This window comes from Ruegeria sp. BE1 (assembly GCF_056538885.1).
The window spans coordinates 1-23,472 of sequence record NZ_JBQFTY010000002.1; the positions used below are offsets into that span (position 1 = coordinate 1).

Below are 23,472 nucleotides of genomic sequence, written 5' to 3' on the forward strand. Positions count from 1 at the left end.
TCACCAACCGACAAATCGCGCCACCCGTCGGATAATAAACCCCAGTAACACCACCCGTACCAATCGTGATAAACTCTTCGGCGTATGCGGCAGGGGCCATAAGGGCTGACGCCACAACCGCACCGAGGCTAAGCTTGCTGCTGTTTTTCATTTTGAGAACTCCCATTTTTGGTGGATGAGAGATCACTCAGCGCTTGCCAAAAGGGCACGTCTTCCAAGACGAGCCCGGAACTGTTTTTCACCGGGCCAAGCGTCTGAATTTCCATAATCTCCCAACATATTCGACGTTTCCTATTGAGACTGCTCTTGTCAACCCCCGCGAATTTCTGGATGCGTTCATTCCTCAGATCTGAGGCACGTTGCAGAGGCTTCCCCGTATCGGCCCTCGGAACGCACAGCCTGATGCCTCGCACAAACTGTTGAAACAGAAACAGGGTTTTACAGATGCGGTGGTGCCAGCAAAGCGCATTCGGGGCTCGGGAAACTGCGGCGAATAACTAAACCTGAGTGTACGAGGGGAAAAGAGACACTTACATAGAGCCCCCTGCAGGATGTCCTTTTCCGATCAAAGTTAAAACAGGTTAAAAAACAACTGACTCTTATTGACGAAGTCCGAGAACTTTTGACCCGAAACAGCAATATAGTCATCACCATTGGAGAAAATATACGGTGACGCGTGCTTCTTCCACTTTTTTGAAATTTCTGGATTACTCGCAGGTGTAAATCCATTTTTTGCCAACAGAGCAGCAGTTTCTTCTGCAATTTCCTGAGGTTTTGGTCCTGTATTTGGCATGGTTACCAGGCAGCGACGCTTGGCCCCAGTTACGTTCAGCGGTGGTATTGCGACGCTTGCCCGCGATTCTTTTCCCAAACTCTTATTCGGAGCTTTTGCTTGGGTTACGACCTTTATACATTCGGCCAAAAGAGGTTGCAGCTCAGACATTGAAAAGACAGCGGCTCTACCTTGGGGTTCGCTCGCTGAACTTGTTGTCTCTTGTATCGTATCACATCCTGCCAGGGCCAGGAAGCCTGCGGATATCAGCACCGTTCTCATCAAAAAATCCTTTAGACTTAATTAGAGTGGTTTCACTCGTCCTAAAGCCAAGATGCGGCTTGAACAACGAAAATTGTTTGCGGCCGCTTTCTCCACCGGAAGAAATTGCCACGTCTTTGATAAAAAACTGGTAAACGATGCGGGACGGGAAACGTCAGACACACACCCAAACCCGTCAGCTCTGACACAAGACCAGAACGTGAAAGTTTGAGTTAGCGGTGTGAGTAAACGAAATGGCGGATAAGAAAAAACAGAGGATCAGCTTCCCTAACCCTCTGTTTTTACTATGGTACCCAAGGCCGGACTCGAACCGGCACGGTATCACTACCGGGGGATTTTGAATCCCCTGCGTCTACCATTCCGCCACTTGGGCCACGAACACTGGATTAGCGTCCATGACCGGGAAGGTCCAGAGGCAAAAACCAACCCAAATACAGTTTGTTTTCACCGCAATGGTTGACGGCCCTAAAGGCGCATGGTTTGGCATAGGCAAGGTTTAATCAGGATTTTAGTACCATATGTTGCGATCGCTCTATGACTGGACCATTCGTTTGGCCGAACATCCGCACGCTCTTTGGGCGCTGGCTATTGTCGCCTTTATCGAAAGCTCGGTCTTTCCGATCCCACCTGACGTGCTGATGATTCCCATGATTTTGGCGCGCCCATCACGGGCCTGGCTGATCGCAACGGTGGCATTGGTGGCCTCGGTTCTGGGTGGCATCCTGGGTTATGCGATTGGTGCGTTTTTCTATGACAGCATCGGACAGCCCGTGCTTGAGGCCATGGGCAAGACCCACGCGATGGAAGAGTTCAACACGCGGTTCAATGATTTTGGGTTCTGGGCCGTGCTTGCCGCAGGGGTCACGCCCTTCCCCTACAAGGTGATCACCATCATGTCGGGCTGGACCGGCATGCCGCTGGGAACGTTCATCGCCACCTCGATTCTGGCCCGCGCGCTGCGGTTCTTCCTTGTGGCCGGTCTGTTGTGGAAATTCGGTGAACCCATCCGAGACTTCATTGAAAAGCGATTGGGTCTTATGTTCACCCTGTTCATCATCCTGCTGTTTGGCGGCTTTTTGGCGGTGAAGTATCTGTGACACGCAAGAGCATTCTGGTCCTGGTTGCGGCAGGCGGGTCTGCGGCCCTGCTGCTTGGCGCGTGGGCGTTTCAATACATCGGCGGACTTGCCCCCTGCAAAATGTGCATCTGGCAGCGCTATCCGCATGGGGCAGCAGCCCTAATCGGGGTGCTGGCGCTGACCCTGCCCCGCGTGAACCTGTTGCCCTTGCTGGGTGCCTTAGCCGCCCTGACAACTGCGGCCATCGGTGTTTTTCACGCCGGGGTAGAACTTGCGTGGTGGGAAGGTCCGTCAAGCTGTACTTCGGGCGACATAGGTGGGTTGTCCACACAGGACCTGATGGATCAGATCATGTCCGCGCCACTGGTACGCTGCGATGACATCCCGTGGCAGATGTTGGGCCTGTCCATGGCCGGGTGGAACGCCGTTCTGTCGGGCGCTTTGGTCCTTGTCTGGCTCGCGGCGTGGCGCGCGGGCCGTTAAAACTCGTCCAGTTCCGCATCCCAGTAGAGAAAGTCGATCCAGCTGTCATGCAGGTGGTTTGGCGGGAACTTGCGCCCGATATTCCGCAACGCCTCAGCATCCGGTTGACGGGGCGGTTTGCGCAAGGTCATGCCCGCCTGCCTCAGTGATTTCGACCCCTTCTTGAGGTTGCACGGGCTACACGCCGCCACCACGTTCTGCCAGCTGGTCACACCGCCGGCGGCGCGCGGCACCACATGATCAAAGGTCAGATCCCCCTTGCTGCCGCAATACTGGCAGCGGAACTCATCCCTCAGAAATAAATTAAAGCGCGTGAAGGCCACGCGCTTTCTGGGTTTTACATAGTCTTTGAGGACAACGACCGACGGTATTCGTATCTCGGTACTCGGGCTTCGGACGACCTCATCGTATTCGGCCACAATGTCGACCCGGTCCAGCCAGGCCGCCTTGATCGCCTCTTGCCAGGGCCACAGGGACAGCGGGTAATAGGACAAGGGGCGATAATCGGCGTTCAAAACCAATGCCGGATGATGCCTGAGCGCACCGGGTTCCCTGACAAATTCGGTTCTGAAGTCTCCATCCATATCAGACTCGCTCCTCGCTCTGCTCTGCCCATTTTGACATCAGAGCGGGGATCACCCGCCCCGGCCTTGGTTCAACTATATATCGTGTTAAAACTCTGACAAGCCCTGAGTTTCCACAATATCTCGGGATTGGTTAAGGCGACTCCGTAACAGAGACGTGACACTTATCCACAGCTTGCGCGACTGTGGCCTGCGGGCTATGGCGTGATCCATGAGCTGGTTCATCCGATTCAACAAACCTTTTGACGTGCTGCCGCAATTCACCGACCGCGCCAATGCGGATACACCGCGCAGCACCCTGTCTGACTATATCGACCTGCCGGGCGTCTACCCGGCCGGGCGGTTGGATCGCGACAGCGAAGGGCTGATGCTGCTGACCGACAACGGGCGGCTGCAGGCACAAATTTCGGACCCCAAACATAAGATGGCCAAAACCTATTGGGTTCAGGTCGAAGGGTTGCCGGATTCAGCGGCCCTCAAGGCGCTGCGCGACGGGGTTGAAATGAAAGACGGCGTGACCCGCCCCGCCAAGGCCCGTCTGATGGACGAACCCGAGGGGTTGTGGCCGCGCACCCCGCCCATTCGCGTGCGCCAGACCATACCTGATTGCTGGATCGAACTGACCCTGCGCGAAGGGAAAAACCGGCAGGTCCGCCGCATGACGGCCGCCGTGGGGCACCCCACGCTGCGGCTGATCCGGGCACGGGTTGGCGATTGGTCGCTTGAGGGGCTTGAGTCGGGCCAATGGGACAGCCTGCCAGCACCGACCCTGAGCGCCGCCCCTCAGCGCAAGCGGGACCGACGCCCACGCAGGTGACAAAAACCGCGCTTTGTGATAGGCTTACCGGATGAAGATCACGCCGGACATACCCCAACCCACCGGGATTCTTGAGGCTGCGCTTTACGTCGACGATCTGGATGAGGCCGAGCGTTTCTATGGCGATGTTCTGACCCTTGAGAAAATCCAGCGGGTGGCAGACCGGCATGTGTTCTACCGGGTGGGTCCGTCGGTTCTGTTGTTGTTCAACGCGCAAGAGACCGCGCAACCTCCGACAAATCCCGATCTGCCTGTCCCACCGCATGGCGCGCACGGACCCGGGCATGTGTGCCTGACCCTGACGCGTACCCAGATCGACACCATGCGCAAACACCTGCTGGACTGGAACATCCCTGTCGATGCCGAATTCGACTGGCCCAGCGGCGCACGATCGCTTTACGTCCGAGACCCCGCGGGAAACTCGGTCGAATTTGCCGAGCCCCACCTCTGGGGCTAGCTCATTTCAGCGGCAGTTTCTCACCCCCAACGATCCGGCAAATGTCGCTCGCGCTGACGCCGGCTTCGCCAAGGGCTGCGCGAAATCTGGCCATGTGAGGGGTTTCAAAATGGGTCTCAAGCGCGGCCTGACTTTCCCACTCCTCATAGACACGAAAGCGGTTTGGGGTGCCCAGAATTTGGCTGAACTCATAGGTAAGACAGCCCTCTTCTTTCACGGTTTCCGCAACCATCTCCAACGCCGCTTTCGCAGCCTTTTCAACGCCCTCTGGCGCGACTTCAACCGTTCCGGTGACAACCAGCATTGCATTCCCTCTCAATTCAGATCACGCTCAGAGGCTCAGCTTGTCACGCATGAACGCCAGCGCAACGCTTAGCCCGTCAGGGGCGATACCGTGGCCTGTGCCCTTCATGACATGGGCGTAGACCTCTTTGAAATCTGCCGCTTGCAGGGCTTCGGCAGCCTCGGGCAAGGATTGCGGCGGCACCACGTCATCCGCATCACCATGCACCAGCAGGATCGGCATGCGGCTGACCGTCTCATCCGGCAGCAGATCAGGCTCCAGCAACCGGCCCGAGAAGGCCACGACGCCCGCCACAGGGTCCTCGCGGCGCGGGGCGACGTGCAGGCTCATCATCGTGCCCTGGCTGAAGCCGAACAGAACCACCTGCTCGGGCAGGACATCTTCGTCCACCATCAGTGCGTCGAGGAAGGCGTTGAAGTCTTCAACGGCCATCTCCATGCCCCGGCGCGCCTCTTCCTCGGATGAGCCGTCGATCCACGGGATCGGAAACCACTGGAACCCATTGGGCATTCCGGGTATCTGTTCCGGCGCATCGGGGGCCACGAACAGCGTATCAGGCAGATGTTCCCCCAGCGGATCGGCCAGACCCAGCAGGTCGGCCCCGTTGGCCCCGTAGCCGTGCACAAACACCACGACCGAGCGTATATCGCCCGAAACCGGCTCTTTTCGGAGCGCATTCAAAACTCGAGTCATCTGATCCCTTCTCGTTCTTTGGCCACCCGGTAATAGGCCCACAGCACCCGCGCCGCAACCGACCGCCAGGGCGACCACGCTTCAGCCATTTGGCGGAGTTCTTTATCCGTCGGACGTTTGGGCAGGTCATAGAGGATGCGCGCCGCCTCTTGCAGCGCCAGATCACCGGGCGCGATCACGTCAGCGCGACCCAGTGAAAACATCGCGTAAATCTCGGCCGTCCAAATGCCAATGCCCGGCACTTCGGTCAGTGTGGCGACGACCTCCTCGTTAGAAACGTCGCGCAACGCTTTGTAATCAATGCGCGCTTCGGCCAAGGCCCGCGCGTATCTGATTTTCTGACGGCTCAGCCCAACAGCCCGCAAATCGTCATCCGTGGCCCACATGATTTTGCGCGGGCCCGTCAGTTTCGCATCCTGCAACCGCTTCCAGATTGCATTGGCCGAGGCCACGCTGACCTGCTGGCTGACAATCGCGCTTAGCAGCTGCGCAAACCCGTCCGGGCGGCGGCGCAGCGGCAACGGGCCAGTCTGGTCCATCGCATAGGACATACGCGGGCACGCATCGGCCAGCCACGCGGCGCCCTCGCTTACACAGTCATTGGTTTCGATGATACGTCCGACGGACATCTGCTCTCTGGCCCCCAAGGTCACGAGCACGTTAGGCGGCTTTGCCGCATATGCAACCCGCTTGTGCGTCTGGGTTTTCACCGATACCCATAGGCGCATGACAATGACCTCAACTGCCCCAAACGACAGTCAGGCCAAACGCAATGTCGCCGTATTGGTTGCGGCACAAGCGGTGCTTGGCGCGCAGATGCCGATGATCTTTATCGTTGGCGGTCTCGCCGGACAGTCGTTGGCGACCAATGCCTGTCTGGCGACCTTGCCGATCTCATTGATCGTGCTGGGATCGATGCTGGCGGCAACGCCGATTTCCGCCATCATGCAGCGCTGGGGCAGACGCGCAGGGTTTCTGGTCGGCGCAACCGCAGGCGCGCTTGGCGGTTTGGTCGGAGCATACGGGTTGTATCTGGGATCGTTCCCCGTGTTCCTTGTGGGCAGCCTGCTGACTGGCATCTACATGAGCGCGCATGGTTTTTACCGCTTTGCCGCTGCGGATTCCGCCTCGGACGCTTTCCGCCCCAAGGCGATCTCATATGTCATGGCAGGCGGTCTGGCGGCGGCGATCATTGGACCACAGATCGTCAAGCTGACGTCGACGGCTTATGTCATACCCTTCCTTGGGACATATATCGCCGTCATCGCGGTGAACGTCATCGGGTCAGCCCTGTTCTTCTTTCTGGACATCCCCACCCCCCCCAAGGCCGAGGAAGGCGCCCCCAAGGGCCGCAGCCGTCTTGAGATGCTGAAAACACCGCGTATCGCCGTGGCGATCATCTGCGCGATGGTGTCCTACGCGCTGATGAATCTGGTCATGACCTCGACCCCGCTGGCCGTTGTCGGATGCGGCTATTCGGCCAATGACGCGGCGGATGTGGTGACGGGTCACGTACTTGCCATGTACATCCCCAGCTTTTTCACCGGCCAATTGATCGCCCGGTTCGGGGTTGAGAAGATCGTTGCCCTTGGCCTTGCCATTCTGGCCGGAGCGGGCGTCGTCGCCCTGCAAGGCGTTGAGCTGGAAAACTTTTTCATCGCCCTGATCCTGCTGGGCATCGGCTGGAACTTTGGCTTTATCGGTGCCACCACCATGCTGGCCGCCTCGCATGACGTCAGCGAACGTGGCCGGATGCAGGGCCTGAACGACCTGCTGGTGTTCGGAGGCGTCACAATCGCCTCGCTCGCCTCGGGCGGGTTGATGAACTGTTCGGGCGGATCGGCGGTTGAAGGCTGGACAGCGGTAAACCTGGCCATGATCCCGCTGCTGACATTGGCGGGCGCGGCGCTGTTGTGGCTGGTTCTGAAACCGTCCGAGCCGGAAACAGTCTGATCCTCACCAGCGTCCGCTGGCCACAACCCACATCAATGACGCCCTACGGCGAATCTCGCCCTGCGCCAAATCCCCTGCCGCCACACGGTCTGGTCGCGCGATGGCCCGGCGCAGAATCCAATCGGTCTGCCAACCGGAATAGAGCGCAGGGCGCGCGTCAGGTGAAACGACGGTCGCGTTAGTGCGAGCGCAGTGCAGCCTGTCCAAAGCCGTTTGCGCAAGGGCGCGCACGCCATCCGGGGTGCCGTCCAGCAAGGGAATGCGCCCGCGTGCCTCAAGATCGGGAATGGCCCGCAACCAATTTGCTACCCCAACCCCAAAGCCAAAATCGCGCAAGACACTCTCATCGGCGGTACCCAACATCTGCGCCGCTGCTACCATCAAAGAGCCAGCGCTGTGGTTGATGTAAGCATCAAAATGTTCCTGATCCTCAAACGGATCACGGTATATATCCCAACGCCTTACAGCCACATATTCGTCCAGCATGGCAGCCAATTGCGGGGATAGGGCCCGCGACAACGGCGTCACAACCTCGTGCCTGCGCACGGCTTGCCCTTCGGCAATCTCTTGCAGCGCATCGCGCCACCATTGCAGCCGCATCTCGGCAATCATCGTCTCTTGCGTGACCCATGGCGCCCGCGCGACTTCGACGTTCAGCGCATAAAGCGGGAACAGCACGGGCCGCACCGCAACCGGAGCAGCCATGACCGCCATGAACCGATCCGGGTCGGCCTTGTGCACTAGCGCGGCACAGGCTTTGACGTCCTCGTCGAACTCTACGGTCACTCAGCCACCGCCGCGTTTGGCCCGCAATCGCGCACCAGTTTCCACTGTATCGCGTCCAGCAGCGCCTCGAACGAGGCATCGACTATGTTCGCACTGACGCCCACGGTCGACCAGCGCCGCCCCTGCCCGTCTTCGCTGTCGATGATGACGCGAGTCACCGCCTCGGTCCCGCCCTGCGTGATCCGCACCTTAAAGTCGACCAGCCGCATATCGGCCAGAATCTGCGAATACTGCCCCAAATCCTTCGCCAGTGCCTTGGCCAGCGCGTTCACCGGCCCCCGGTCGCTGCCATCCTCGTCCAGAGATTCACTGACAGACAGCTTCTTTTCCCCGTCGACCTTCACCACGACCACGGCCTCGGACAGGCTGACCATCCGGTTGTACTTGTTCTTGCGCCGCTCAACGGTGACCTTGTAGCGCTTGACCTCAAAGAACTCGGGCAGTTGCCCCAGTTCATCGCGCGCCAGCAATTCGAAACTCGCTTGCGCAGTGTCGTAGGAATATCCCTCGGCCTCACGCTGTTTGATCCGGTCAAGGATACGCCCCAGCGCCGGGTCCGCTTTTTCCACGATCAACCCCGCCTCGGTCAGACGCTTGCGCAGGTTCGACTGGCCCGCCTGGTTCGACATTGGGATGATCCGCGCATTGCCGACCGCGCCGGGTTCGATATGCTCATAGGTCGACGGATCCTTGAGGATCGCACTGGCATGCAACCCCGCCTTATGGGCAAAGGCCGAGGCCCCCACATAAGCCGATTGCTTGCTGGGCACGCGGTTCAGAATATCGTCCAGCATCCGGCTGATGCGCGTCAATCCGGCCAAAGCCTGCGTGCTGACGCCGATCTCGAGCTCAGAGGCATAGGGTTCCTTTAGCAGCAGAGTCGGGATCAACGCGGTCAGGTTGGCATTACCGCATCGCTCGCCCAAGCCGTTCAGCGTGCCTTGAATCTGCCGCGCCCCTGCATCTACGGCAGCCAGCGAACAGGCCACCGCGTTTTCGGTGTCGTTATGCGTATGAATGCCCAGCCGGTCACCCGGCAGACCTGCGGCGATGACCTCGGCGACGATACGCGAGACCTCAGCAGGCAGCGCGCCGCCGTTTGTGTCACACAGCACGACCCAGCGCGCGCCCGCCTCCAGCGCAGCGCGGCAGACCTCAACCGCATAGGCGGGATTGTCCTTGTAGCCGTCAAAGAAATGCTCGGCATCAAACAGCGCCTCACGCCCCTGCGCCACGATATGCGCGACGGAGGCGCGGACATTCTCGACATTCTCCTCCAGCGCGATCCCAAGCGCATGGGTGACGTGGTAGTCATGCGATTTGCCGACCAGACACACGGCCTGCGTGCCCGCGTTCATCACCGCAGCCAGAACATCGTCATTCTCAGCCGACCGACCCGAGCGTTTGGTCATCCCGAACGCGGTCAACCGGGCCGAGGTTTTGGGCGCAACCTCGAAAAACGCACTGTCCGTGGGGTTTGCCCCCGGCCAACCGCCTTCGATGTAATCGACGCCCAATTCGTCCAGCGCCTGCGCAATCTGCACCTTTTCCGCGGTCGAAAACTGAACACCCTGCGTTTGCTGCCCGTCGCGCAGGGTGGTGTCATACAGGTAAAGGCGTTCTTTGGTCATGGCTCGCTCCCGCTGGCCCAGATTATTGCGTCTTTCGTCTAGAAAACGCGGTTCAGATCGTCTCCAGCTTGGCGGAATCAAACCCCGCGCCCGGTACCAGTTCGACGCCGTCCTTGCTCATGCGGACCTCCAAACCGGCAGCCAAATAAGCCGCTTTCAGGCGGTCCACTTCAGCGAAGTCCTTGCTTTGCATGGCCGTCGTCCGCGCCTCTGCCAACCGATCTGCAAAGGCGGACAAGTCAACCGCCGCAGTATCCGCCCACGCCCCCATCTCAGGCGTCAACAGACCCAGCAGACGCGCGCTGGCCAACAGCCCCGCCGCATCCCCGTCCGCCGCCAGACGGTGGAGTTCGGCCACAGCACCCGCAGTGTTCAGGTCGTCACTCAGCGCAGCGATAACGGCGGGTGCTGCGCTGGCTGCGGGTTCGATGCCCGCTGTCAGCGCCCGCCACTTGCGCATCGTGGCCTCAGCATCCCGCGCCTTCTTCTCGGTCCAGTCCATCGGCTTGCGATAATGGGTCTGCAGGAACACAAACCGGATCACCTCACCCGGAACACCCTGTTCCAACAGATCATGGACGGTAAAGAAATTGCCCAATGATTTGGACATCTTCTTGCCCTCAACCTGCAACATCTCATTGTGCAGCCAGACCTTGGCGAACTCACCATGCGGATGGGCGCACTTACTCTGCGCGATCTCGTTGTCATGATGCGGGAACATCAGATCGTTGCCGCCACCATGAATGTCGAAACTTTCACCCAGCAACTCATAGCTCATGGCCGAGCATTCGATGTGCCACCCCGGACGCCCGCGTCCCCATGGGCTGTCCCACCCGGGCAGTTCGTCTGTCGAGGGTTTCCACAGCACAAAATCCATCGGGTTCTTTTTGTACGGCGCAACCTCAACCCGTGCCCCGGCGATCATGTCATCCACCGAACGCCCGGACAGCGCGCCATAGTTCTCTTTCCAGCTGTCGACCGCGAACAGCACATGCCCTTCAGCTGCATAGGCATGCCCCTTGGCAATCAGCCCCTCAATCATCGCGATCATCTGAGGGATGAATTCGGTCGCGCGCGGCATCTGGTTCGGCTCCAACGCCCCCAGCACACCCATATCGTGCAGATACCAGCCGATTGTCTCGTCCGAGCGTTCCTGCACCAATTGCTCCAACGTGCCTTCGGCCCCGGCCTGTTGCCGCGACAAGGCGGTTGCGTTGATCTTGTCATCCACATCGGTGAAATTGCGCACATAGGTGACGTGATCCGCACCATAGGCGTGCCGCAACAGACGATAGAGCACATCGAACACCACCACGGGCCGAGCATTGCCCAGATGCGCGCGGTCATAGACCGTGGGACCGCAGACATACATCCGCACATTGTCGGCGCTGATCGGCACGAAAGCCTCTTTCGTCCGCGTCCGTGTGTTGTGCAGTTTGATCGTCGTCATCGGTCGGCTCCTAAAGACAGCATAAGCAGTGTCGCGTTGGCGCGGGCTTAGCAACTTGTCTCAGGGATGAAAACGAAAGAAACCGGCCCGCTTGATAAATCAGCAGGTAATGCAGCAGATAATGGTGCAGGTCATACGGTTCATAAGGCTGATTTATCACGCCGCTGGCCCGACGCCAAGCCCGCAGTTTTGCGCCCCGGCGTCACTGATTGACTTTCCCGCGCGCCTCTGGCCCAGTCAGCGCCAAAGACCAGACGGAGGCGCATCATGAAACTGTCGCAGCGGATCACTCACCTGACAGAAGGCGGCAGTGACGGGTGGGACGTGTTCTATCGCGCCCGCCGGATGATCAGCGAAGGCCACGCCGTGACCGAACTGACCATCGGAGAACATGACATCCGCACCGACCCTTCGATTCTGCAGGCGATGGACCTGTCTGCACGGCAAGGCCACACCGGCTATGCCATGGTGCCCGGCACGGATTTGCTGCGCGATACGGTCGCCGCACGGGTGCAGGCCCGCACCGGAGTACTGACCACACGCAACAACGTGTTGATCACACCCGGGGGCCAAGCGGCGCTATTTGCCGCCCATGTGGCGGTCTGCGATCCCGGCGATGTCGGGCTGTATCTGGACCCCTACTATGCTACCTATCCCGGCACGATCCGGGGCGCGGGTGCCACCGCGCGGGCCATCCAAACCCGGGCCGAGGACGCCTTTCAACCCCGCCCCGAACAGATCGAGGCCGCCGCAGATGGCGCGGTTTCCCTGCTGATCAACACGCCGAACAACCCAACCGGCGTGGTTTATTCCCGGCAAACACTGGACGGGTTTGCACAGGTCTGTCAGGCCCGCCACCTCTGGCTGATTTCAGATGAGGTTTACGACACACAGGTCTGGGAAGGCACACATATCTCACCCAGAACCCTGCCCGGAATGGCCGAGCGGACATTGGTGGTGGGCTCAATGTCCAAATCACACGCGATGACCGGGTCTCGGTGCGGTTGGATCGTTGCACCGGAAGAGGTGATCAACCACCTGATCAATCTGGCCACCCACACAACCTATGGCGTACCGGGCTTTATTCAGGACGCCGCCAGCTTTGCGCTGAGCGCAGGAGACGAGTTGGAACAGCGCATCGCTGCACCTTTCCGCCGGCGTCGCGCGCTGGCGCTTGAGGTTCTGAAGGCCCAGAATACCGTCAGACTGGTCCCCGCACAGGGTGCGATGTATCTGATGCTGGACATTCGGGCCACGGGGCTCAGCGGAGAAGACTTTGCCAATGCCCTGCTGGACACGCATTCCATAGCCGTCATGCCGGGCGAAAGCTTTGGGACAGCGGCGGCCGGACATATCCGAGTGGCGATGACGATTGACGACGACAGATTCTTGGCCGCCCTCGAAACCATATGCCAATTCGCAGCCGAAAAAGCCGACCGTCCGGCAGCAGTTGGATGATACCTCAGAAACGGAACGAGGTGCGCAGATTGAACACGTTCGACTGAAGCCCACCATCCGACCGGGTGACATCGTCGAATTCCTGACGCAGCGCCTCACCACTGATGATAAAGCGGTCATTGATCGGATAGGCCACGCCAATACCGTAAACAGCAGCTGTGTCATTGTCTGCCGAGGCATCCACCCGCGCGGCACCGACCACCACATAGCCAAGCGCGGGGCCGAAATCGTAACCGCCGCGCAGTTTCAGGCGGGTCATGCTGTCCAGGCTGCCTTCTCCGTCACCCAGGTTCAGCGACAGGCGGTTATATTCCAGTTCACCCCCCAGAACGAAATTGCCGAAATCCCGGTCATATCCGATATGAGGGCCAAAGGCGGTGTCGTTGCCGCTTGATCCGTTCGGGCCGTCAGCATCGGCATATCCAAGGCTGAAACCCGCATAGGCCCCCGTCCAATCCTCAGCCATCGAAGGGGCCGCAAGGGCCGCCATCCAAAGGACGCTGAGGGTCACAAGGCCTTTCATCAATCTCTCCTACTTAACCTTCTGCCGTAGCGTTTGGTCATTCGGGTCGTCTTCGTCTCAAAACATGGTTCGCAATGGTTAAGAATCAATTGCTTTCACGAACCGCTCTAAAATAAGTGAAGGTACTATAACAGAATTCTGTCGCGGCTGGAAAATACTTTGGCGAAAGAAGCTATTGGCGTAAACTTCGCAATTGAACTTCGCAATTGAACTTCGCTTTTGAATGGCCAGGTCGCAAACAGAACAGAACATGTACTGCCCAGCCGGAATACTGCGCAGCAACAAGGGATGAACCGCGTGCAAAATGATGTTTGGAAAATCCGGCTGGTGAGCCGCACCATCGGTGCGGATAGGGGTCGTGCAGCGCGGGGCAGACCGTTTCAGGCGTAAAACTCTCAACTTTCTGCGACGCCTAGCAAACTGGATTCCAAACCATGAACGAACAAACCCGTAGCTCTTCCCGCAGTGGTGGTCGTGCCGCCCGTCGTGCCGCCCGCGCAACTGCCCTGCCCGACCATCTGCGCCCCGTCCGCCCCGGGATGGAGGGCGGCGTTCTCAACGTCCTGACACAGGCGCAGGTCGAACGCATCCACGAGGCCGCTTTGACCGCGCTGGAAACCATCGGGTTGGCCGATGCGCCCCAAAGCGGGATCGACTATCTGGTCGGTGCGGGTTGTACCCTTGGGGATGACGGGCGCATCCGGTTTCCGCGCGCATTGGTCGAAGACACGCTGGCCAACGCAAACCGATCCGTCACACTCTACAGCCGGGATGGCAAAACCGATCTGGATCTGAGCGGCACCAAAGTGCATTACGGCACCGCAGGCGCGGCAGTCAGCATGGTCGACGTTCACGGGCAGGAATACCGGGATTCAACCGTTCAGGACCTGCACGACGCGTCGCGGATTTGCGAACAGCTGGACAATATCCATTTCGTTCAACGCCCTATGGTCTGCCGCGATATTGCCGACAACCTTGAGATGGACCTGAACACGATCTACGCATCCTGTTCCGGCACGTTCAAACATATCGGTACATCGTTCACCGAACCTCATCATGTCGCCCCGGCGATGGAGATGATCCATATGATCGCAGGTGGCGAGGATAAGTACCGCGAGCGGCCTTTTATCTCGAACACAAACTGCTTTGTTGTGCCGCCCATGAAATTCGCGACCGAAAGCTGCGAAGTGATGGAGCTGTGCATCAAGGCCGGAATGCCGATCCTGTTGCTGTCCGCCGGTATGGCGGGCGCAACGGCGCCCTCTACGATTGCAGGCGCGATCACACAGGCAACGGCGGAATGCCTGGCCGGGCTGGTTTACGTAAATGCAGTAAGCCCCAGGGCCCCTGCGATTTTCGGCACCTGGCCCTTCGGGCTGGACCTGCGCACAGGGGCCATGTCCATCGGGTCGGGCGAACAGGCGCTGCTGACGGCGGGATGTGCCCAAATGCACCGGTTCTATGACCTGCCCGGCGGCGCGGCTGCGGGGGCGTCGGATTCGAAACTGCCCGACATGCAGGCCGGTTGGGAGCAGATGTGCTCGAACGTGATGGCCGGGCTGTCAGGGCTGAACATGGTCTATGAGGCGGCGGGGATGCATGCCTCTCTGCTGGGATTCTGCCACGAAAGTCTTATCCTGGCCGATGATCTGATTGGTCAGGCGCAGCGCTGCGTGCGCGGGATTGAGGTAACGGACGAAACCCTGGCGCTGGACCAGATCGCTCAGGTCTGCATGGGCGGACCCGGCCACTATCTGGGCACAGATGCCACGCTCAGCCGGATGCAGGCAGACTATGTCTACCCCACCTTCGGCGATCGGACCTCACCCAAGGAATGGGTTGAACTGGGCAAGCCGGACCTGATCGAAAAGGCCGTCAAACGGAAAGAGGAAATCCTCGCCACTCCGTCACCCGCACGGTTAGATCCTTTGCTGGATGCTGAGCTGCGCGGCAAATTCAACATTCACCTGAACTGATAAAATATTGAAAAGCGGCCAGAATGTCTCTGGCCGCTCTTTCTTTGCATCAGCCGTCGGTGGCGGGCAACAGCCCTGCTTCCTGTGCCACGACGATCTCGGCCTCATCCAGCGCGCCGTCGCCATTGGCGTCCATGACCGAGAACGTATCGGCGTCAACACCGGGCACAACGGCCTGAACCTCTTCGATGGTCAGCACGCCATCTCCGTTTGCATCGGCTGTGGTGTCAGCGGCGGCCATGATCGGCAGTCCAAGGATAAGGGTGGAAATAACTGTCAGTGTTTGCGGTTTCATTGTGATGCCTCCTGATTGAGTTCTGCTTGGTTTTGCGTCCGGACACCGACCACAAACATCGCCAGCACCCCCGCTGTCACCCGTACTGAGGGAATCCGCCTGTTTCGCGCCAATCTTTGCGTGTTCGGCCGAGTCGCACCTGCGGCAAGTTGCTCGGCAAAAATCCCCCAAGCGGCCTCGGCGGGTCTTGCCCGGTGCAGGACCGCAATTCCGGCAAGGCTCTGCTCAAATCCGCCTGCCTCAACCCGAAAAAAGAAAAGGGGGCCGAAGCCCCCTGTAGTTTCGCCTTCCAGGCTCATTTCGTTGACCGCCCGGTGTTTTTTTGCCTGCGGCCTGGACTGCGCATGGGGCGAGCGCACCCGCCCCGTGGAAGAGTGGGAAAGAGCAATATTCCGCCCCACCCTGTTCCCGGCCAACACGGGCATGTCGGCCGAGTGGAGAAAGGCATCGGCGGTAAGTCTCGGCGCCTTTCTCCGTATTCGTCGGGGTCGGTACCTGTGGCAGCTATCCGACCCCTGCGCCCCGGGGTGCCGGGGCGCTAAACTCAGCTACACCCGCTTGTCGCGCCGCAGGTGTTGCACTTCATGCAGGTGCCGTTGCGCACCAGCGTGTAGTTGCCGCATTCACCGCAAGGATCGCCCTCGTAGCCTTGCATCTTGGCTTTGGTGCGGGCGTCCATCCCGGTTGCAACTGCGGTTTCAGCTACTGGCGCTTCGAACACGGCGGCCTGTTCGGCCATGCCGGTCGCGTCCGCCTGCGGGTTGAACACGGCCAGATCCTGCGGCAGCCGCTTGCGCAGATACCCGGTGGAACTGATTTGCTTCAACACTTCCAAAGACTTGGACGCCGCGCTTTCGCTGATCTCGGACACATTCGAGACGCCCTCTTCCTCACCGCGACCAATGTCATCAAAGGTCGCGCCCTCGGGCTTCACATGGGCCAGATCGGTGCGGTCCAGATAGGACACAGCCAGTTCACGGAAGATGTAATCCAGGATCGATGTCGCGTTCTTGATCGAGTCGTTGCCCTGCACCATTCCCGCCGGTTCGAACTTGGTAAAAGTGAATGCATCCACGAACTCTTCGAGCGGCACGCCGTATTGCAGACCGACTGAGACCGCGATGGCAAAGTTGTTCATCATCGCCCGGAAGCCAGCACCTTCCTTGTGCATATCGATGAAGATCTCGCCCAGCGAACCGTCCGAATACTCGCCCGTCCGCAGATAGACCTTATGGCCGCCCACGATGGCTTTCTGCGTGTAGCCTTTCCGACGCTCAGGCATCTTTTCACGATGCGAGCGGACGATTTCCTTCACGACCACCTTTTCGATGACCTTTTCGGCCAGCACGGCGGCCTTTTCGGCGGGCGAGCCGCTTTCCAGAACCTCGGCTGCTTCGTCATCATCCTCGACCAGCGCTGCTGCCAGAGGTTGCGAAAGTTTCGAGCCGTCGCGGTAGAGCGCGTTGGCCTTCACACCCAGCGACCAGCTGAGTTCATAAGCCTTCTGGCAATCCTCGATGGTCGCGTCATTCGGCATGTTGATCGTCTTGGAAATCGCGCCCGAGATAAAGCTCTGCGCTGCCGCCATCATGGTGATGTGGCTGTCAACGCCAAGGAAACGCTTACCTTTCTTGCCGCACGGGTTGGCGCAGTCGAAGATCGAATAGTGCTCTTCCTTCAGATGCGGCGCACCTTCCAGCGTCATGGTCCCGCAAACGTGATCGTTCGCCGCGTCGATATCCGCCTTGGTAAAGCCCAGATGGCGCAGCAGATCAAACGTCGGATCATTCAGCTTGGTCGCCGGAATGCCCAACACGCCGGTGCAGAAATCTTCGCCCAGCGTCCACTGGTTGAAGACGAACCGGATATCAAAGGCGCTTTCCAGCGCGGCGTCCACTTTGGCCAGTTCATTGGGGCCAAAGCCGTGACCGGTCAGCGAGGTGTGGTTGATCCCCGGCGCGTTACCGATGGTGCCGTGACCGACTGCGTAACCCACGATTTCTTCGATCTGAGACGAGGAATAGCCCAGTTTCTCCAGCGCCGAAGGCACCGAGCGGTTGATGATCTTGAAGTAACCGCCACCGGCCAGCTTTTTGAACTTAACCAGCGCAAAATCCGGCTCGATCCCGGTGGTGTCGCAATCCATCACCAGACCGATGGTGCCGGTGGGCGCGATCACGGTGGCCTGCGCATTGCGGTAGCCGTTTTTCTCGCCGAGGCTCAGCGCCTCATCCCAGGCCGACATGGCCAGATCGACCAGACGCTTGTCCGGGCAATTACCGTGGTCCAAAGGCACCGGCTTGACCGCCAGCTTCTCATACCCCTCGGTCACACCCTGCGACGCGCGGCGGTGGTTGCGGATGACGCGCAACATGTGATCTGCGTTACGCTCATAGCCTTTGAAGGCACCCAGCTCACCGGCGATTTCGGCCGAGGTCGCATAGGCCACACCGGTCATGATCGCGGTCAGCGCGCCACAGATGGCCCGACCCTCATCCGAGTCATAGCTGTAACCCATGTTCATCAGCAGGCCGCCGATGTTCGCATAGCCCAGACCCAAGGTGCGGAAATCATAGGACAGTTGCGCGATTTCCTTCGACGGGAACTGCGCCATGGTCACCGAGATTTCCAGCGTGAGCGTCCACAGACGCGAGGCATGCATATAGTCCGCCGCCTGGAACTCGCCATCCTTGAGGAAGGTCAGCAGGTTCATCGACGCCAGGTTACAGGCCGTGTCGTCCAGGAACATGTATTCCGAGCACGGGTTCGAGCCGCGAATCTCTCCGTCTGCCGGGCATGTGTGCCACTCGTTTACGGTGTCATGGAACTGGATGCCCGGATCGGCACAGGCCCATGCCGCATGACCGACCTTTTCCCACAGGTCACGCGCCTTGACGGTCTTGGCAACCTTGCCATCGGTGCGGTTGATCAGCTCCCAATCAGCGTCTTTCTCAACAGCCGTCAGGAACGCATTTGTCACGCGGATCGAGTTGTTGGAGTTCTGACCCGAAACCGAGCTGTAGGCTTCCGAATCCCAGTCCGTGTCGTAGGTCGGGAATTCGATGCTGTCGTGACCCTGCTTGGCGTAATCCAGCACGCGCTTGATGTAAGTCTCGGGGATCGCGACTTTTTTCGCCTCGCGCACAGCAGATTTCAGCGCGTCGTTCTTGTTCGGATCATAGGCGTCTTCAGCCGACCCATCCCACGAGCGAATGGCCTCGAAAATGCCGTTCAGCATCTTCTCGTGCATTTTCGATCCGGCAACGATCGAGGCCACTTTCTGCTCTTCGATCACCTTCCATTCGATGAATTGCTCGATATCGGGGTGATCTGCATCGACGATTACCATCTTTGCTGCTCGACGGGTTGTCCCGCCTGATTTGATCGCGCCAGCGGCGCGGTCGCCGATCTTGAGGAAACCCATAAGGCCCGAGGATTTGCCGCCACCCGACAGTGCCTCGCCCTCGGCCCGTAGATGGCTGAAGTTCGTCCCAGTGCCCGAGCCGTATTTAAACAAGCGCGCCTCACGCACCCAAAGGTCCATGATACCGCCTTCGTTCACCAGATCATCATCGACGGACTGGATGAAACACGCGTGCGGCTGCGGATGTTCGTAGGCGGATTTCGATTTGGTCAGCTTGCCGGTTTTATAGTCGACATAGTGGTGCCCCTGCGCCGGGCCGTCGATGCCATAGGCCCAGTGCAGACCCGTGTTGAACCACTGCGGCGAGTTCGGCGCGGCACGCTGGGTCGCCAGCATATAGCGCATCTCGTCAAAATAGGCGCGCGCGTCTTCCTCGGTCGAGAAGTAGCCGCCTTTCCACCCCCAATAGGTCCACGCGCCGGCCAGACGGTCAAACACCTGCTTGGAGGATGTTTCGCCCTCGAATTCCGCACCGTCTGCGGGAACCGAACGCCACAGGAACTCGGGAACGTCCTTTTCCTTGACCTTTTTCATCTCGGACGGAACGCCAGCCTTGCGGAAATACTTCTGTGCGATCACGTCGCTTGCGACCTGGCTCCACTTTGCGGGGACTTCGATGTCGTCCAGACGAAAGACGATGGTGCCGTCCGGGTTCCGAATCTCAGAGGTTGCGGACACAAAATCCAAATCTGCGTATGCGTCCTGGCCCGATTTAGTGAATTTCCGTTCAATCTTCATGTCCGCCGCCCTAGATTTAATCAACTTCCCTTTTGGCGTCGGACACGTCTAAGAGTATCTTCCACCGCGCCTGAAATTTGGGCGCAAGAGACCGGGCACTGTCTTTCAACAGCGCAGAACCATTCATGCGGTTGCACGTGTAATTGATGTGCTGTCCGACCCTCGCCCAGTGCCTTACCCGGTTTGACCTACCAGATTTAGTGGCACTCCTTTCGGCCCATACAATCTGGCGTATTCGGCCATAGATCGTCAACGGCCTTTTTCAGTGATTTTTGAAAACTTTTATATTGACCAAAATTCAGAACTTGGCTGTCAGGCGGACGATTGCGATTCCTCCACAGGTTTGACCACAGGCTCAGCCATCAGGACAGCGCGGCGCCCATCTCAATTAACTGTGTTTTGCAGCACAGTTACCGCCATTTGATAAACCCGACATATGATGGGTAGGCTTGTTCAGAATCAGCGCGGCGGCCAAACGGCTCTCTGCCGCTATCAGGCACGCGTAACGCTTGAGTAAAAGGATCGGTCTGAATGTCTGGGTTTCGTTTTCTTCCAGTGATGGCTCTGATCGTGGCCTGCACACCACAGGATGTCCCACCGCCCACGCGCAGTGCACAGTTCGATACGTTTCCTGACCGTTTGCTGAACGCGTTTGAAACACAATGCAGCGGACCCGGCGAAGAATTCCGAAAAGCCGGGAATCGGGTGTTCGAATGCACAGAGCTTCTCCCCCCCGAAACCACCGCGTTTCTGATTCTCAACTATGATGGCTATCCGCAAGACCTGCCCCAGAGCATCACACGGATGACCACGGTCAAAAACAGCTCGGGCTACCAAGTGGATGCCGAGTTGTTCTTTAATGTCCCGCAGAGGAATGGCAGTTCAGTACAGGTTCCGGTGGAAAGCACGGCAGTGGATCAGGCGATCAGCGCGCTTTTTCAAGCTATGGGTGGATCGCCTAGATAAAGGAAAGAAGTGGTCGGGGCGGCAGGATTCGAACCTACGACCCCCTGTACCCAAAACAGGTGCGCTACCAGACTGCGCCACGCCCCGGACCGTGCGCCTTCCTAACGATGCCGATCTGATTTGAAAAGCCCTAACAGGGCCAAATTGCGGGGCCTTGCGAAAAAACTTCGTGCTGCATTTGCGTGCCCCGCGTGATCAGGTAGCGCGCCGCCAAACCCGCGTTGATTTCCAGCACCGCAAAAACCGAATCGCCGCCTTCAATCAGCGTTTCATCATGCGGTATCGCGTTTTCATGCACACGAGTCACAGTCCCGGTGCGGTCCAGAAAAATGATGTCCAACGGGATCAGCGTGTTCTTCATCCAAAAGGCAACGCGCTGCGGTGGGTCGAACACAAACAGCATGCCAGACCGCTGTGGCATGGATTCGCGAAACATCAGCCCGCGCGACCGTTCCTGCGGGCTTATGGCCAATTCAATGTTGAATGAGATCTGAGTCGTGTCATTGCGCACCCCAACCCGATCTTCGCGGCAAGCCGCCTGTACATGTGCGGCCCAAAGCGCCGTCAAGACTGTGAGAACCGCAACAAACCTGGTCATTTTGGATCAGTCATCCAATGCGGCTTCCCAGGCAAGGACCTGCGCCGCCATACGTCCACGTTTACCGTCAATGACACGCATCGCCAGCGCCTCACCCGGTTGCAGATCGGCCAGACCAGACCGGCGCAGAACCTCAATGTGCAGAAACACATCCTCGCCCCGACCAAATACATTCGCGAATCCGAATCCTTTGCCCTTGTCGAACCATTTCACCCGCGCTGCCTCCAACGGGGCTTCGGCGATGACCACCGGGTCCAGCTCGGCGAAATCGGCCAGCATCATCGAGTCGGTTCGGGCCGGGGGATCGACACTGATCACCTCAACAGCCTGCACACCGCGATCTGTGCGATGGGTCATGATCTCAATGCCCGCGCCATCGGCAACAGAGCTTTGGCCGAAATTGCGCAACACGTTCACATGCAACAGAATATCCGGGCCGCCTTCGTCAGACACAACGAATCCGTACCCCTTGGCAGGGTCGAACCATTTCACGTGTCCACTGACGCGGTACATGTTGTTCAGATCTTCCGGCACTGTCTTCCCATCATGAAATTTAAGACTTCGTTAAGGGTGCGATGTGTATGGGAATGGCGCGCAAATTCAAGCTGAAAAAACTGTTTGATTCCTGCGTGTTGCATTTCACGATACGTGAATGTCATGGATTCAGCCTCTGCACTTGCCAACCCGAGTCCACCTGTTCACGCCGCCATTGGAACCTGTCATGTAGCCTGAACGCCCCATCGGCCCAGAATTCGATCTCGGTGGGCTCCAGCCTGTACCCTCCCCAAAAAGGTGGCCGCTCAGGATTGGGTCCCAGTTTCGCTGTCACTTTCGCAACCTCTGCCATCAACGCCGACCGGCTACTGAGGGGCTGCGACTGCTTCGACGCCCAGGCCCCAAGACGGCTCTTTAAAGAACGGGACGCATAATATTCGTCAGCTTTCGGCCCGCTTTCCCGGGTTATTGTACCACGAACTCGGATTTGACGCCGCAACGATTTCCAATGAATCACAAAAGCGGCTTTCCCCGCCGAGTCGAGCTCGGCCGCCTTGGCACTGGTGTAATTGGTGTAAAAGACGAACGCATCGGGCTCGATCTCTTTCAACAACACCATGCGGACATTGGGCATGCCATCCGAATCCACCGTCGCCAGCGCTATGGCGTTCGGATCATTGGGCTCGCTGTCTTCGGCCTCACTCAACCACCGCCCCGCTATTTCAAACGGATCGGAGCCAGCGAAAATGCCACCACGCTCGGTCATTTCCATCCCCCGGAAACATTTAATGTTAATCTAAGGCGAGAACCCGCTGCGAGCAAGAGTCCACGGCCTTGAAGCAGCGCAACCAATGGCATAAACCAACTCAACATGACGCGAAGACAGGCGGAGAACCGAACATGTCAAATCAGTTGATGGCCGGCAAGCGCGGCCTCATCATGGGACTGGCCAATGATAAATCGATCGCATGGGGCATTGCCCGCGCGCTTTCTGATGCCGGGGCCGAGCTGGCCTTTTCCTATCAGGGCGATGCCCTGAAAAAACGGGTCGATCCGCTGGCGGCCCAATTGGGCAGCGAAATCGTCCTGCCCTGTGACGTAAGCGATGAGGCGTCGATTGATGCGCTGTTCACCTCGCTTGAGGAAAAATGGGGCAAATTGGACTTTGTTGTTCATGCCATCGGCTTTTCCGACAAGAACGAACTGCGCGGTCGCTATGTCGACACCAGCCGGGCGAATTTCAAGCTGACCATGGATGTGTCGGTTTATTCCTTCACCGCCGTGATGCAGCGCGCCGAAAAGATGATGGGCGAAGGCGGCAGCGCCATCACCCTGACCTATTACGGCGCCGAACAGGTGATGCCGCATTATAATGTGATGGGCGTTGCCAAAGCAGCACTTGAGGCATCGGTCAAATATCTGGCTGAAGACCTCGGCAAGGACGGCATCCGCGTGAACTCGATCTCGGCCGGTCCGATCAAGACGCTGGCCGCCAGCGGGATTGGCGATTTCCGCTATATCATGAAGTGGAACGAGTATAACTCGCCCCTGCGCCGCAACGTGACCATTGATGACGTAGGCAAGTCGGCACTTTATCTGCTGTCCGACCTCAGCAGCGGCGTGACCGGAGAGAATCTGCACGTGGATTCGGGCTATCACATCGTCGGCATGAAGGCTGTCGATGCACCGGACGTTGAAAAAGGTTAAGA

General features: G+C 58.7%; 25 protein-coding genes and 2 tRNA genes. 10 read left to right on the forward strand and 17 right to left on the reverse strand.

Features of this window, described 5'->3' with window-relative positions; translation table 11 throughout:
• Nucleotides 1–571: 571 nt before the first annotated feature.
• Both ACR0J5_RS06185 and ACR0J5_RS06190 read right to left on the reverse strand, forming a co-directional pair.
• Nucleotides 572–1,054 carry a hypothetical protein gene (locus ACR0J5_RS06185; RefSeq protein ID WP_480651469.1) on the reverse strand — a complete coding sequence of 161 codons (483 nt, stop codon included), beginning with the start codon at nucleotides 1,052–1,054 and terminating at the stop codon, nucleotides 572–574.
• 287 nt (nucleotides 1,055–1,341) lie between these two features.
• Nucleotides 1,342–1,427, reverse strand: a tRNA-Leu gene (locus ACR0J5_RS06190).
• A 145-nt stretch (nucleotides 1,428–1,572) separates the two neighbouring features.
• On the opposite strand from ACR0J5_RS06190, the gene ACR0J5_RS06195 reads away from it, so the two are divergent.
• Nucleotides 1,573–2,151 (forward strand): YqaA family protein, encoded by a 579-nt coding sequence (locus tag ACR0J5_RS06195; RefSeq protein WP_480651471.1) that lies wholly within the window; start codon nucleotides 1,573–1,575, stop codon nucleotides 2,149–2,151.
• Complete coding sequence (locus tag ACR0J5_RS06200) at nucleotides 2,148–2,615, forward strand: disulfide bond formation protein B (RefSeq protein ID WP_480651473.1); 468 nt, start codon at nucleotides 2,148–2,150, stop codon at nucleotides 2,613–2,615. The genes ACR0J5_RS06195 and ACR0J5_RS06200 overlap by 4 nt, the downstream gene beginning before the upstream one ends.
• Here ACR0J5_RS06200 and ACR0J5_RS06205 read toward each other — a convergent pair.
• Nucleotides 2,612–3,199 (reverse strand): HNH endonuclease, encoded by a 588-nt coding sequence (locus tag ACR0J5_RS06205; protein WP_480651474.1) that lies wholly within the window; start codon nucleotides 3,197–3,199, stop codon nucleotides 2,612–2,614. The genes ACR0J5_RS06200 and ACR0J5_RS06205 overlap by 4 nt on opposite strands.
• Nucleotides 3,200–3,410: 211 nt before the next feature.
• Between ACR0J5_RS06205 and ACR0J5_RS06210 the strand changes: the two genes are divergently transcribed.
• Both ACR0J5_RS06210 and ACR0J5_RS06215 read left to right on the forward strand, forming a co-directional pair.
• Nucleotides 3,411–4,016 (forward strand): pseudouridine synthase, encoded by a 606-nt coding sequence (locus ACR0J5_RS06210; RefSeq protein WP_480651476.1) that lies wholly within the window; start codon nucleotides 3,411–3,413, stop codon nucleotides 4,014–4,016.
• 31 nt (nucleotides 4,017–4,047) lie between these two features.
• The gene (locus ACR0J5_RS06215) at nucleotides 4,048–4,473 is read left to right on the forward strand and encodes a VOC family protein (RefSeq protein WP_480651478.1); all 426 of its coding nucleotides are present in this window, start codon (nucleotides 4,048–4,050) and stop codon (nucleotides 4,471–4,473) included.
• Between the two features lies 1 nt (nucleotide 4,474).
• Here the strand turns inward: ACR0J5_RS06215 and ACR0J5_RS06220 are convergent, their stop codons facing one another.
• From ACR0J5_RS06220 to ACR0J5_RS06230, 3 genes are read right to left on the reverse strand one after another with little or no spacing between them, the layout of a single operon-like run.
• On the reverse strand, nucleotides 4,475–4,777 hold the full coding sequence (locus ACR0J5_RS06220; RefSeq protein WP_480651480.1) for a putative quinol monooxygenase: 303 nt from the start codon (nucleotides 4,775–4,777) through the stop codon (nucleotides 4,475–4,477).
• 27 nt (nucleotides 4,778–4,804) lie between these two features.
• Nucleotides 4,805–5,470 (reverse strand): alpha/beta hydrolase, encoded by a 666-nt coding sequence (locus ACR0J5_RS06225; RefSeq protein ID WP_480651482.1) that lies wholly within the window; start codon nucleotides 5,468–5,470, stop codon nucleotides 4,805–4,807.
• Entirely contained in the window at nucleotides 5,467–6,099 is a 633-nt protein-coding gene (locus ACR0J5_RS06230) for a DNA-3-methyladenine glycosylase family protein (RefSeq protein WP_480651484.1), read from the reverse strand. The genes ACR0J5_RS06225 and ACR0J5_RS06230 overlap by 4 nt, the downstream gene beginning before the upstream one ends.
• A 97-nt stretch (nucleotides 6,100–6,196) precedes the next feature.
• Here ACR0J5_RS06230 and ACR0J5_RS06235 point away from each other — a divergent pair, with 97 nt between their 5' ends.
• Nucleotides 6,197–7,423, forward strand: a complete 1,227-nt coding sequence (locus ACR0J5_RS06235) for an MFS transporter (RefSeq protein WP_480651486.1) — start codon at nucleotides 6,197–6,199, stop codon at nucleotides 7,421–7,423.
• Between the two features lie 3 nt (nucleotides 7,424–7,426).
• Here ACR0J5_RS06235 and ACR0J5_RS06240 read toward each other — a convergent pair whose 3' ends face one another.
• Genes ACR0J5_RS06240 through cysS form a run of 3 tightly spaced genes read right to left on the reverse strand, consistent with a single transcriptional unit; the run spans nucleotide 7,427 to nucleotide 11,290 of the window.
• Complete coding sequence (locus tag ACR0J5_RS06240) at nucleotides 7,427–8,209, reverse strand: squalene/phytoene synthase family protein (RefSeq protein ID WP_480651488.1); 783 nt, start codon at nucleotides 8,207–8,209, stop codon at nucleotides 7,427–7,429.
• Complete coding sequence (gene cimA, locus ACR0J5_RS06245) at nucleotides 8,206–9,840, reverse strand: citramalate synthase (RefSeq protein WP_480651490.1); 1,635 nt, start codon at nucleotides 9,838–9,840, stop codon at nucleotides 8,206–8,208. Before cimA ends, ACR0J5_RS06240 begins: the two co-directional genes overlap by 4 nt.
• A gap of 52 nt (nucleotides 9,841–9,892) precedes the next feature.
• Entirely contained in the window at nucleotides 9,893–11,290 is a 1,398-nt protein-coding gene (gene cysS, locus ACR0J5_RS06250) for a cysteine--tRNA ligase (protein ID WP_480651492.1), read from the reverse strand.
• A gap of 66 nt (nucleotides 11,291–11,356) precedes the next feature.
• On the opposite strand from cysS, the gene ACR0J5_RS06255 reads away from it, so the two are divergent.
• Both ACR0J5_RS06255 and ACR0J5_RS06260 read left to right on the forward strand, forming a co-directional pair.
• A complete protein-coding gene (locus tag ACR0J5_RS06255) occupies nucleotides 11,357–11,503 on the forward strand; it encodes a hypothetical protein (protein WP_480651493.1) in 147 nt (48 codons plus the stop codon).
• Nucleotides 11,504–11,557: 54 nt separating this feature from the next.
• Entirely contained in the window at nucleotides 11,558–12,748 is a 1,191-nt protein-coding gene (locus tag ACR0J5_RS06260) for a pyridoxal phosphate-dependent aminotransferase (RefSeq protein WP_480651495.1), read from the forward strand.
• A gap of 4 nt (nucleotides 12,749–12,752) precedes the next feature.
• Here the strand turns inward: ACR0J5_RS06260 and ACR0J5_RS06265 are convergent, their stop codons facing one another.
• The gene (locus tag ACR0J5_RS06265; protein ID WP_480651497.1) at nucleotides 12,753–13,271 is read right to left on the reverse strand and encodes an outer membrane protein; all 519 of its coding nucleotides are present in this window, start codon (nucleotides 13,269–13,271) and stop codon (nucleotides 12,753–12,755) included.
• 434 nt (nucleotides 13,272–13,705) lie between these two features.
• On the opposite strand from ACR0J5_RS06265, the gene ACR0J5_RS06270 reads away from it, so the two are divergent.
• The gene (locus ACR0J5_RS06270; RefSeq protein ID WP_480651499.1) at nucleotides 13,706–15,247 is read left to right on the forward strand and encodes a trimethylamine methyltransferase family protein; all 1,542 of its coding nucleotides are present in this window, start codon (nucleotides 13,706–13,708) and stop codon (nucleotides 15,245–15,247) included.
• Nucleotides 15,248–15,296: 49 nt separating this feature from the next.
• Here ACR0J5_RS06270 and ACR0J5_RS06275 read toward each other — a convergent pair whose 3' ends face one another.
• From ACR0J5_RS06275 to ACR0J5_RS06285, 3 genes are all read right to left on the reverse strand, one after another.
• Nucleotides 15,297–15,542, reverse strand: a complete 246-nt coding sequence (locus ACR0J5_RS06275; RefSeq protein WP_480651501.1) for an EF-hand domain-containing protein — start codon at nucleotides 15,540–15,542, stop codon at nucleotides 15,297–15,299.
• Entirely contained in the window at nucleotides 15,539–15,841 is a 303-nt protein-coding gene (locus ACR0J5_RS06280; RefSeq protein WP_480651503.1) for a hypothetical protein, read from the reverse strand. The genes ACR0J5_RS06275 and ACR0J5_RS06280 overlap by 4 nt, the downstream gene beginning before the upstream one ends.
• Nucleotides 15,842–16,086: 245 nt before the next feature.
• Nucleotides 16,087–19,704, reverse strand: coding sequence for a vitamin B12-dependent ribonucleotide reductase (locus ACR0J5_RS06285; protein WP_480651505.1), 3,618 nt, complete (start codon nucleotides 19,702–19,704; stop codon nucleotides 16,087–16,089).
• A 531-nt stretch (nucleotides 19,705–20,235) separates the two neighbouring features.
• Here ACR0J5_RS06285 and ACR0J5_RS06290 point away from each other — a divergent pair.
• Complete coding sequence (locus tag ACR0J5_RS06290; protein WP_480651507.1) at nucleotides 20,236–20,670, forward strand: hypothetical protein; 435 nt, start codon at nucleotides 20,236–20,238, stop codon at nucleotides 20,668–20,670.
• A gap of 10 nt (nucleotides 20,671–20,680) precedes the next feature.
• Here ACR0J5_RS06290 and ACR0J5_RS06295 read toward each other — a convergent pair.
• From ACR0J5_RS06295 to pdxH, 4 genes are all read right to left on the reverse strand, one after another.
• Nucleotides 20,681–20,757, reverse strand: a tRNA-Pro gene (locus ACR0J5_RS06295).
• A gap of 43 nt (nucleotides 20,758–20,800) precedes the next feature.
• Nucleotides 20,801–21,268 carry a DUF192 domain-containing protein gene (locus tag ACR0J5_RS06300; RefSeq protein ID WP_480651509.1) on the reverse strand — a complete coding sequence of 156 codons (468 nt, stop codon included), beginning with the start codon at nucleotides 21,266–21,268 and terminating at the stop codon, nucleotides 20,801–20,803.
• A gap of 6 nt (nucleotides 21,269–21,274) precedes the next feature.
• Nucleotides 21,275–21,781, reverse strand: coding sequence for a cold-shock protein (locus tag ACR0J5_RS06305; RefSeq protein ID WP_480652867.1), 507 nt, complete (start codon nucleotides 21,779–21,781; stop codon nucleotides 21,275–21,277).
• A 142-nt stretch (nucleotides 21,782–21,923) separates the two neighbouring features.
• Nucleotides 21,924–22,529, reverse strand: a complete 606-nt coding sequence (pdxH, locus tag ACR0J5_RS06310) for a pyridoxamine 5'-phosphate oxidase (protein WP_480651510.1) — start codon at nucleotides 22,527–22,529, stop codon at nucleotides 21,924–21,926.
• 134 nt (nucleotides 22,530–22,663) lie between these two features.
• On the opposite strand from pdxH, the gene fabI reads away from it, so the two are divergent.
• Nucleotides 22,664–23,470 carry an enoyl-ACP reductase FabI gene (gene fabI / locus ACR0J5_RS06315; protein ID WP_480651513.1) on the forward strand — a complete coding sequence of 269 codons (807 nt, stop codon included), beginning with the start codon at nucleotides 22,664–22,666 and terminating at the stop codon, nucleotides 23,468–23,470.
• Nucleotides 23,471–23,472 lie beyond the last annotated feature (2 nt).

What these genes read in the sequence shown, in the direction of transcription:
- ACR0J5_RS06185 (WP_480651469.1), bottom strand. Translation starts at nt 1,054, where the DNA reads ATGAGAACGGTGCTGATATCCGCAGGCTTCCTGGCCCTGGCAGGATGT.
- ACR0J5_RS06195 (WP_480651471.1), top strand. Translation starts at nt 1,573, where the DNA reads ATGTTGCGATCGCTCTATGACTGGACCATTCGTTTGGCCGAACATCCG.
- ACR0J5_RS06205 (WP_480651474.1), bottom strand. Translation starts at nt 3,199, where the DNA reads ATGGATGGAGACTTCAGAACCGAATTTGTCAGGGAACCCGGTGCGCTC.
- ACR0J5_RS06210 (WP_480651476.1), top strand. Translation starts at nt 3,411, where the DNA reads ATGAGCTGGTTCATCCGATTCAACAAACCTTTTGACGTGCTGCCGCAA.
- ACR0J5_RS06215 (WP_480651478.1), top strand. Translation starts at nt 4,048, where the DNA reads ATGAAGATCACGCCGGACATACCCCAACCCACCGGGATTCTTGAGGCT.
- ACR0J5_RS06220 (WP_480651480.1), bottom strand. Translation starts at nt 4,777, where the DNA reads ATGCTGGTTGTCACCGGAACGGTTGAAGTCGCGCCAGAGGGCGTTGAA.
- ACR0J5_RS06225 (WP_480651482.1), bottom strand. Translation starts at nt 5,470, where the DNA reads ATGACTCGAGTTTTGAATGCGCTCCGAAAAGAGCCGGTTTCGGGCGAT.
- ACR0J5_RS06230 (WP_480651484.1), bottom strand. Translation starts at nt 6,099, where the DNA reads ATGTCCGTCGGACGTATCATCGAAACCAATGACTGTGTAAGCGAGGGC.
- ACR0J5_RS06235 (WP_480651486.1), top strand. Translation starts at nt 6,197, where the DNA reads ATGACAATGACCTCAACTGCCCCAAACGACAGTCAGGCCAAACGCAAT.
- cimA (WP_480651490.1), bottom strand. Translation starts at nt 9,840, where the DNA reads ATGACCAAAGAACGCCTTTACCTGTATGACACCACCCTGCGCGACGGG.
- cysS (WP_480651492.1), bottom strand. Translation starts at nt 11,290, where the DNA reads ATGACGACGATCAAACTGCACAACACACGGACGCGGACGAAAGAGGCT.
- ACR0J5_RS06255 (WP_480651493.1), top strand. Translation starts at nt 11,357, where the DNA reads ATGAAAACGAAAGAAACCGGCCCGCTTGATAAATCAGCAGGTAATGCA.
- ACR0J5_RS06260 (WP_480651495.1), top strand. Translation starts at nt 11,558, where the DNA reads ATGAAACTGTCGCAGCGGATCACTCACCTGACAGAAGGCGGCAGTGAC.
- ACR0J5_RS06265 (WP_480651497.1), bottom strand. Translation starts at nt 13,271, where the DNA reads ATGAAAGGCCTTGTGACCCTCAGCGTCCTTTGGATGGCGGCCCTTGCG.
- ACR0J5_RS06270 (WP_480651499.1), top strand. Translation starts at nt 13,706, where the DNA reads ATGAACGAACAAACCCGTAGCTCTTCCCGCAGTGGTGGTCGTGCCGCC.
- ACR0J5_RS06275 (WP_480651501.1), bottom strand. Translation starts at nt 15,542, where the DNA reads ATGAAACCGCAAACACTGACAGTTATTTCCACCCTTATCCTTGGACTG.
- ACR0J5_RS06280 (WP_480651503.1), bottom strand. Translation starts at nt 15,841, where the DNA reads ATGAGCCTGGAAGGCGAAACTACAGGGGGCTTCGGCCCCCTTTTCTTT.
- ACR0J5_RS06285 (WP_480651505.1), bottom strand. Translation starts at nt 19,704, where the DNA reads ATGAAGATTGAACGGAAATTCACTAAATCGGGCCAGGACGCATACGCA.
- ACR0J5_RS06290 (WP_480651507.1), top strand. Translation starts at nt 20,236, where the DNA reads ATGTCTGGGTTTCGTTTTCTTCCAGTGATGGCTCTGATCGTGGCCTGC.
- ACR0J5_RS06300 (WP_480651509.1), bottom strand. Translation starts at nt 21,268, where the DNA reads ATGACCAGGTTTGTTGCGGTTCTCACAGTCTTGACGGCGCTTTGGGCC.
- ACR0J5_RS06305 (WP_480652867.1), bottom strand. Translation starts at nt 21,781, where the DNA reads ATGTACCGCGTCAGTGGACACGTGAAATGGTTCGACCCTGCCAAGGGG.
- pdxH (WP_480651510.1), bottom strand. Translation starts at nt 22,529, where the DNA reads ATGACCGAGCGTGGTGGCATTTTCGCTGGCTCCGATCCGTTTGAAATA.
- fabI (WP_480651513.1), top strand. Translation starts at nt 22,664, where the DNA reads ATGTCAAATCAGTTGATGGCCGGCAAGCGCGGCCTCATCATGGGACTG.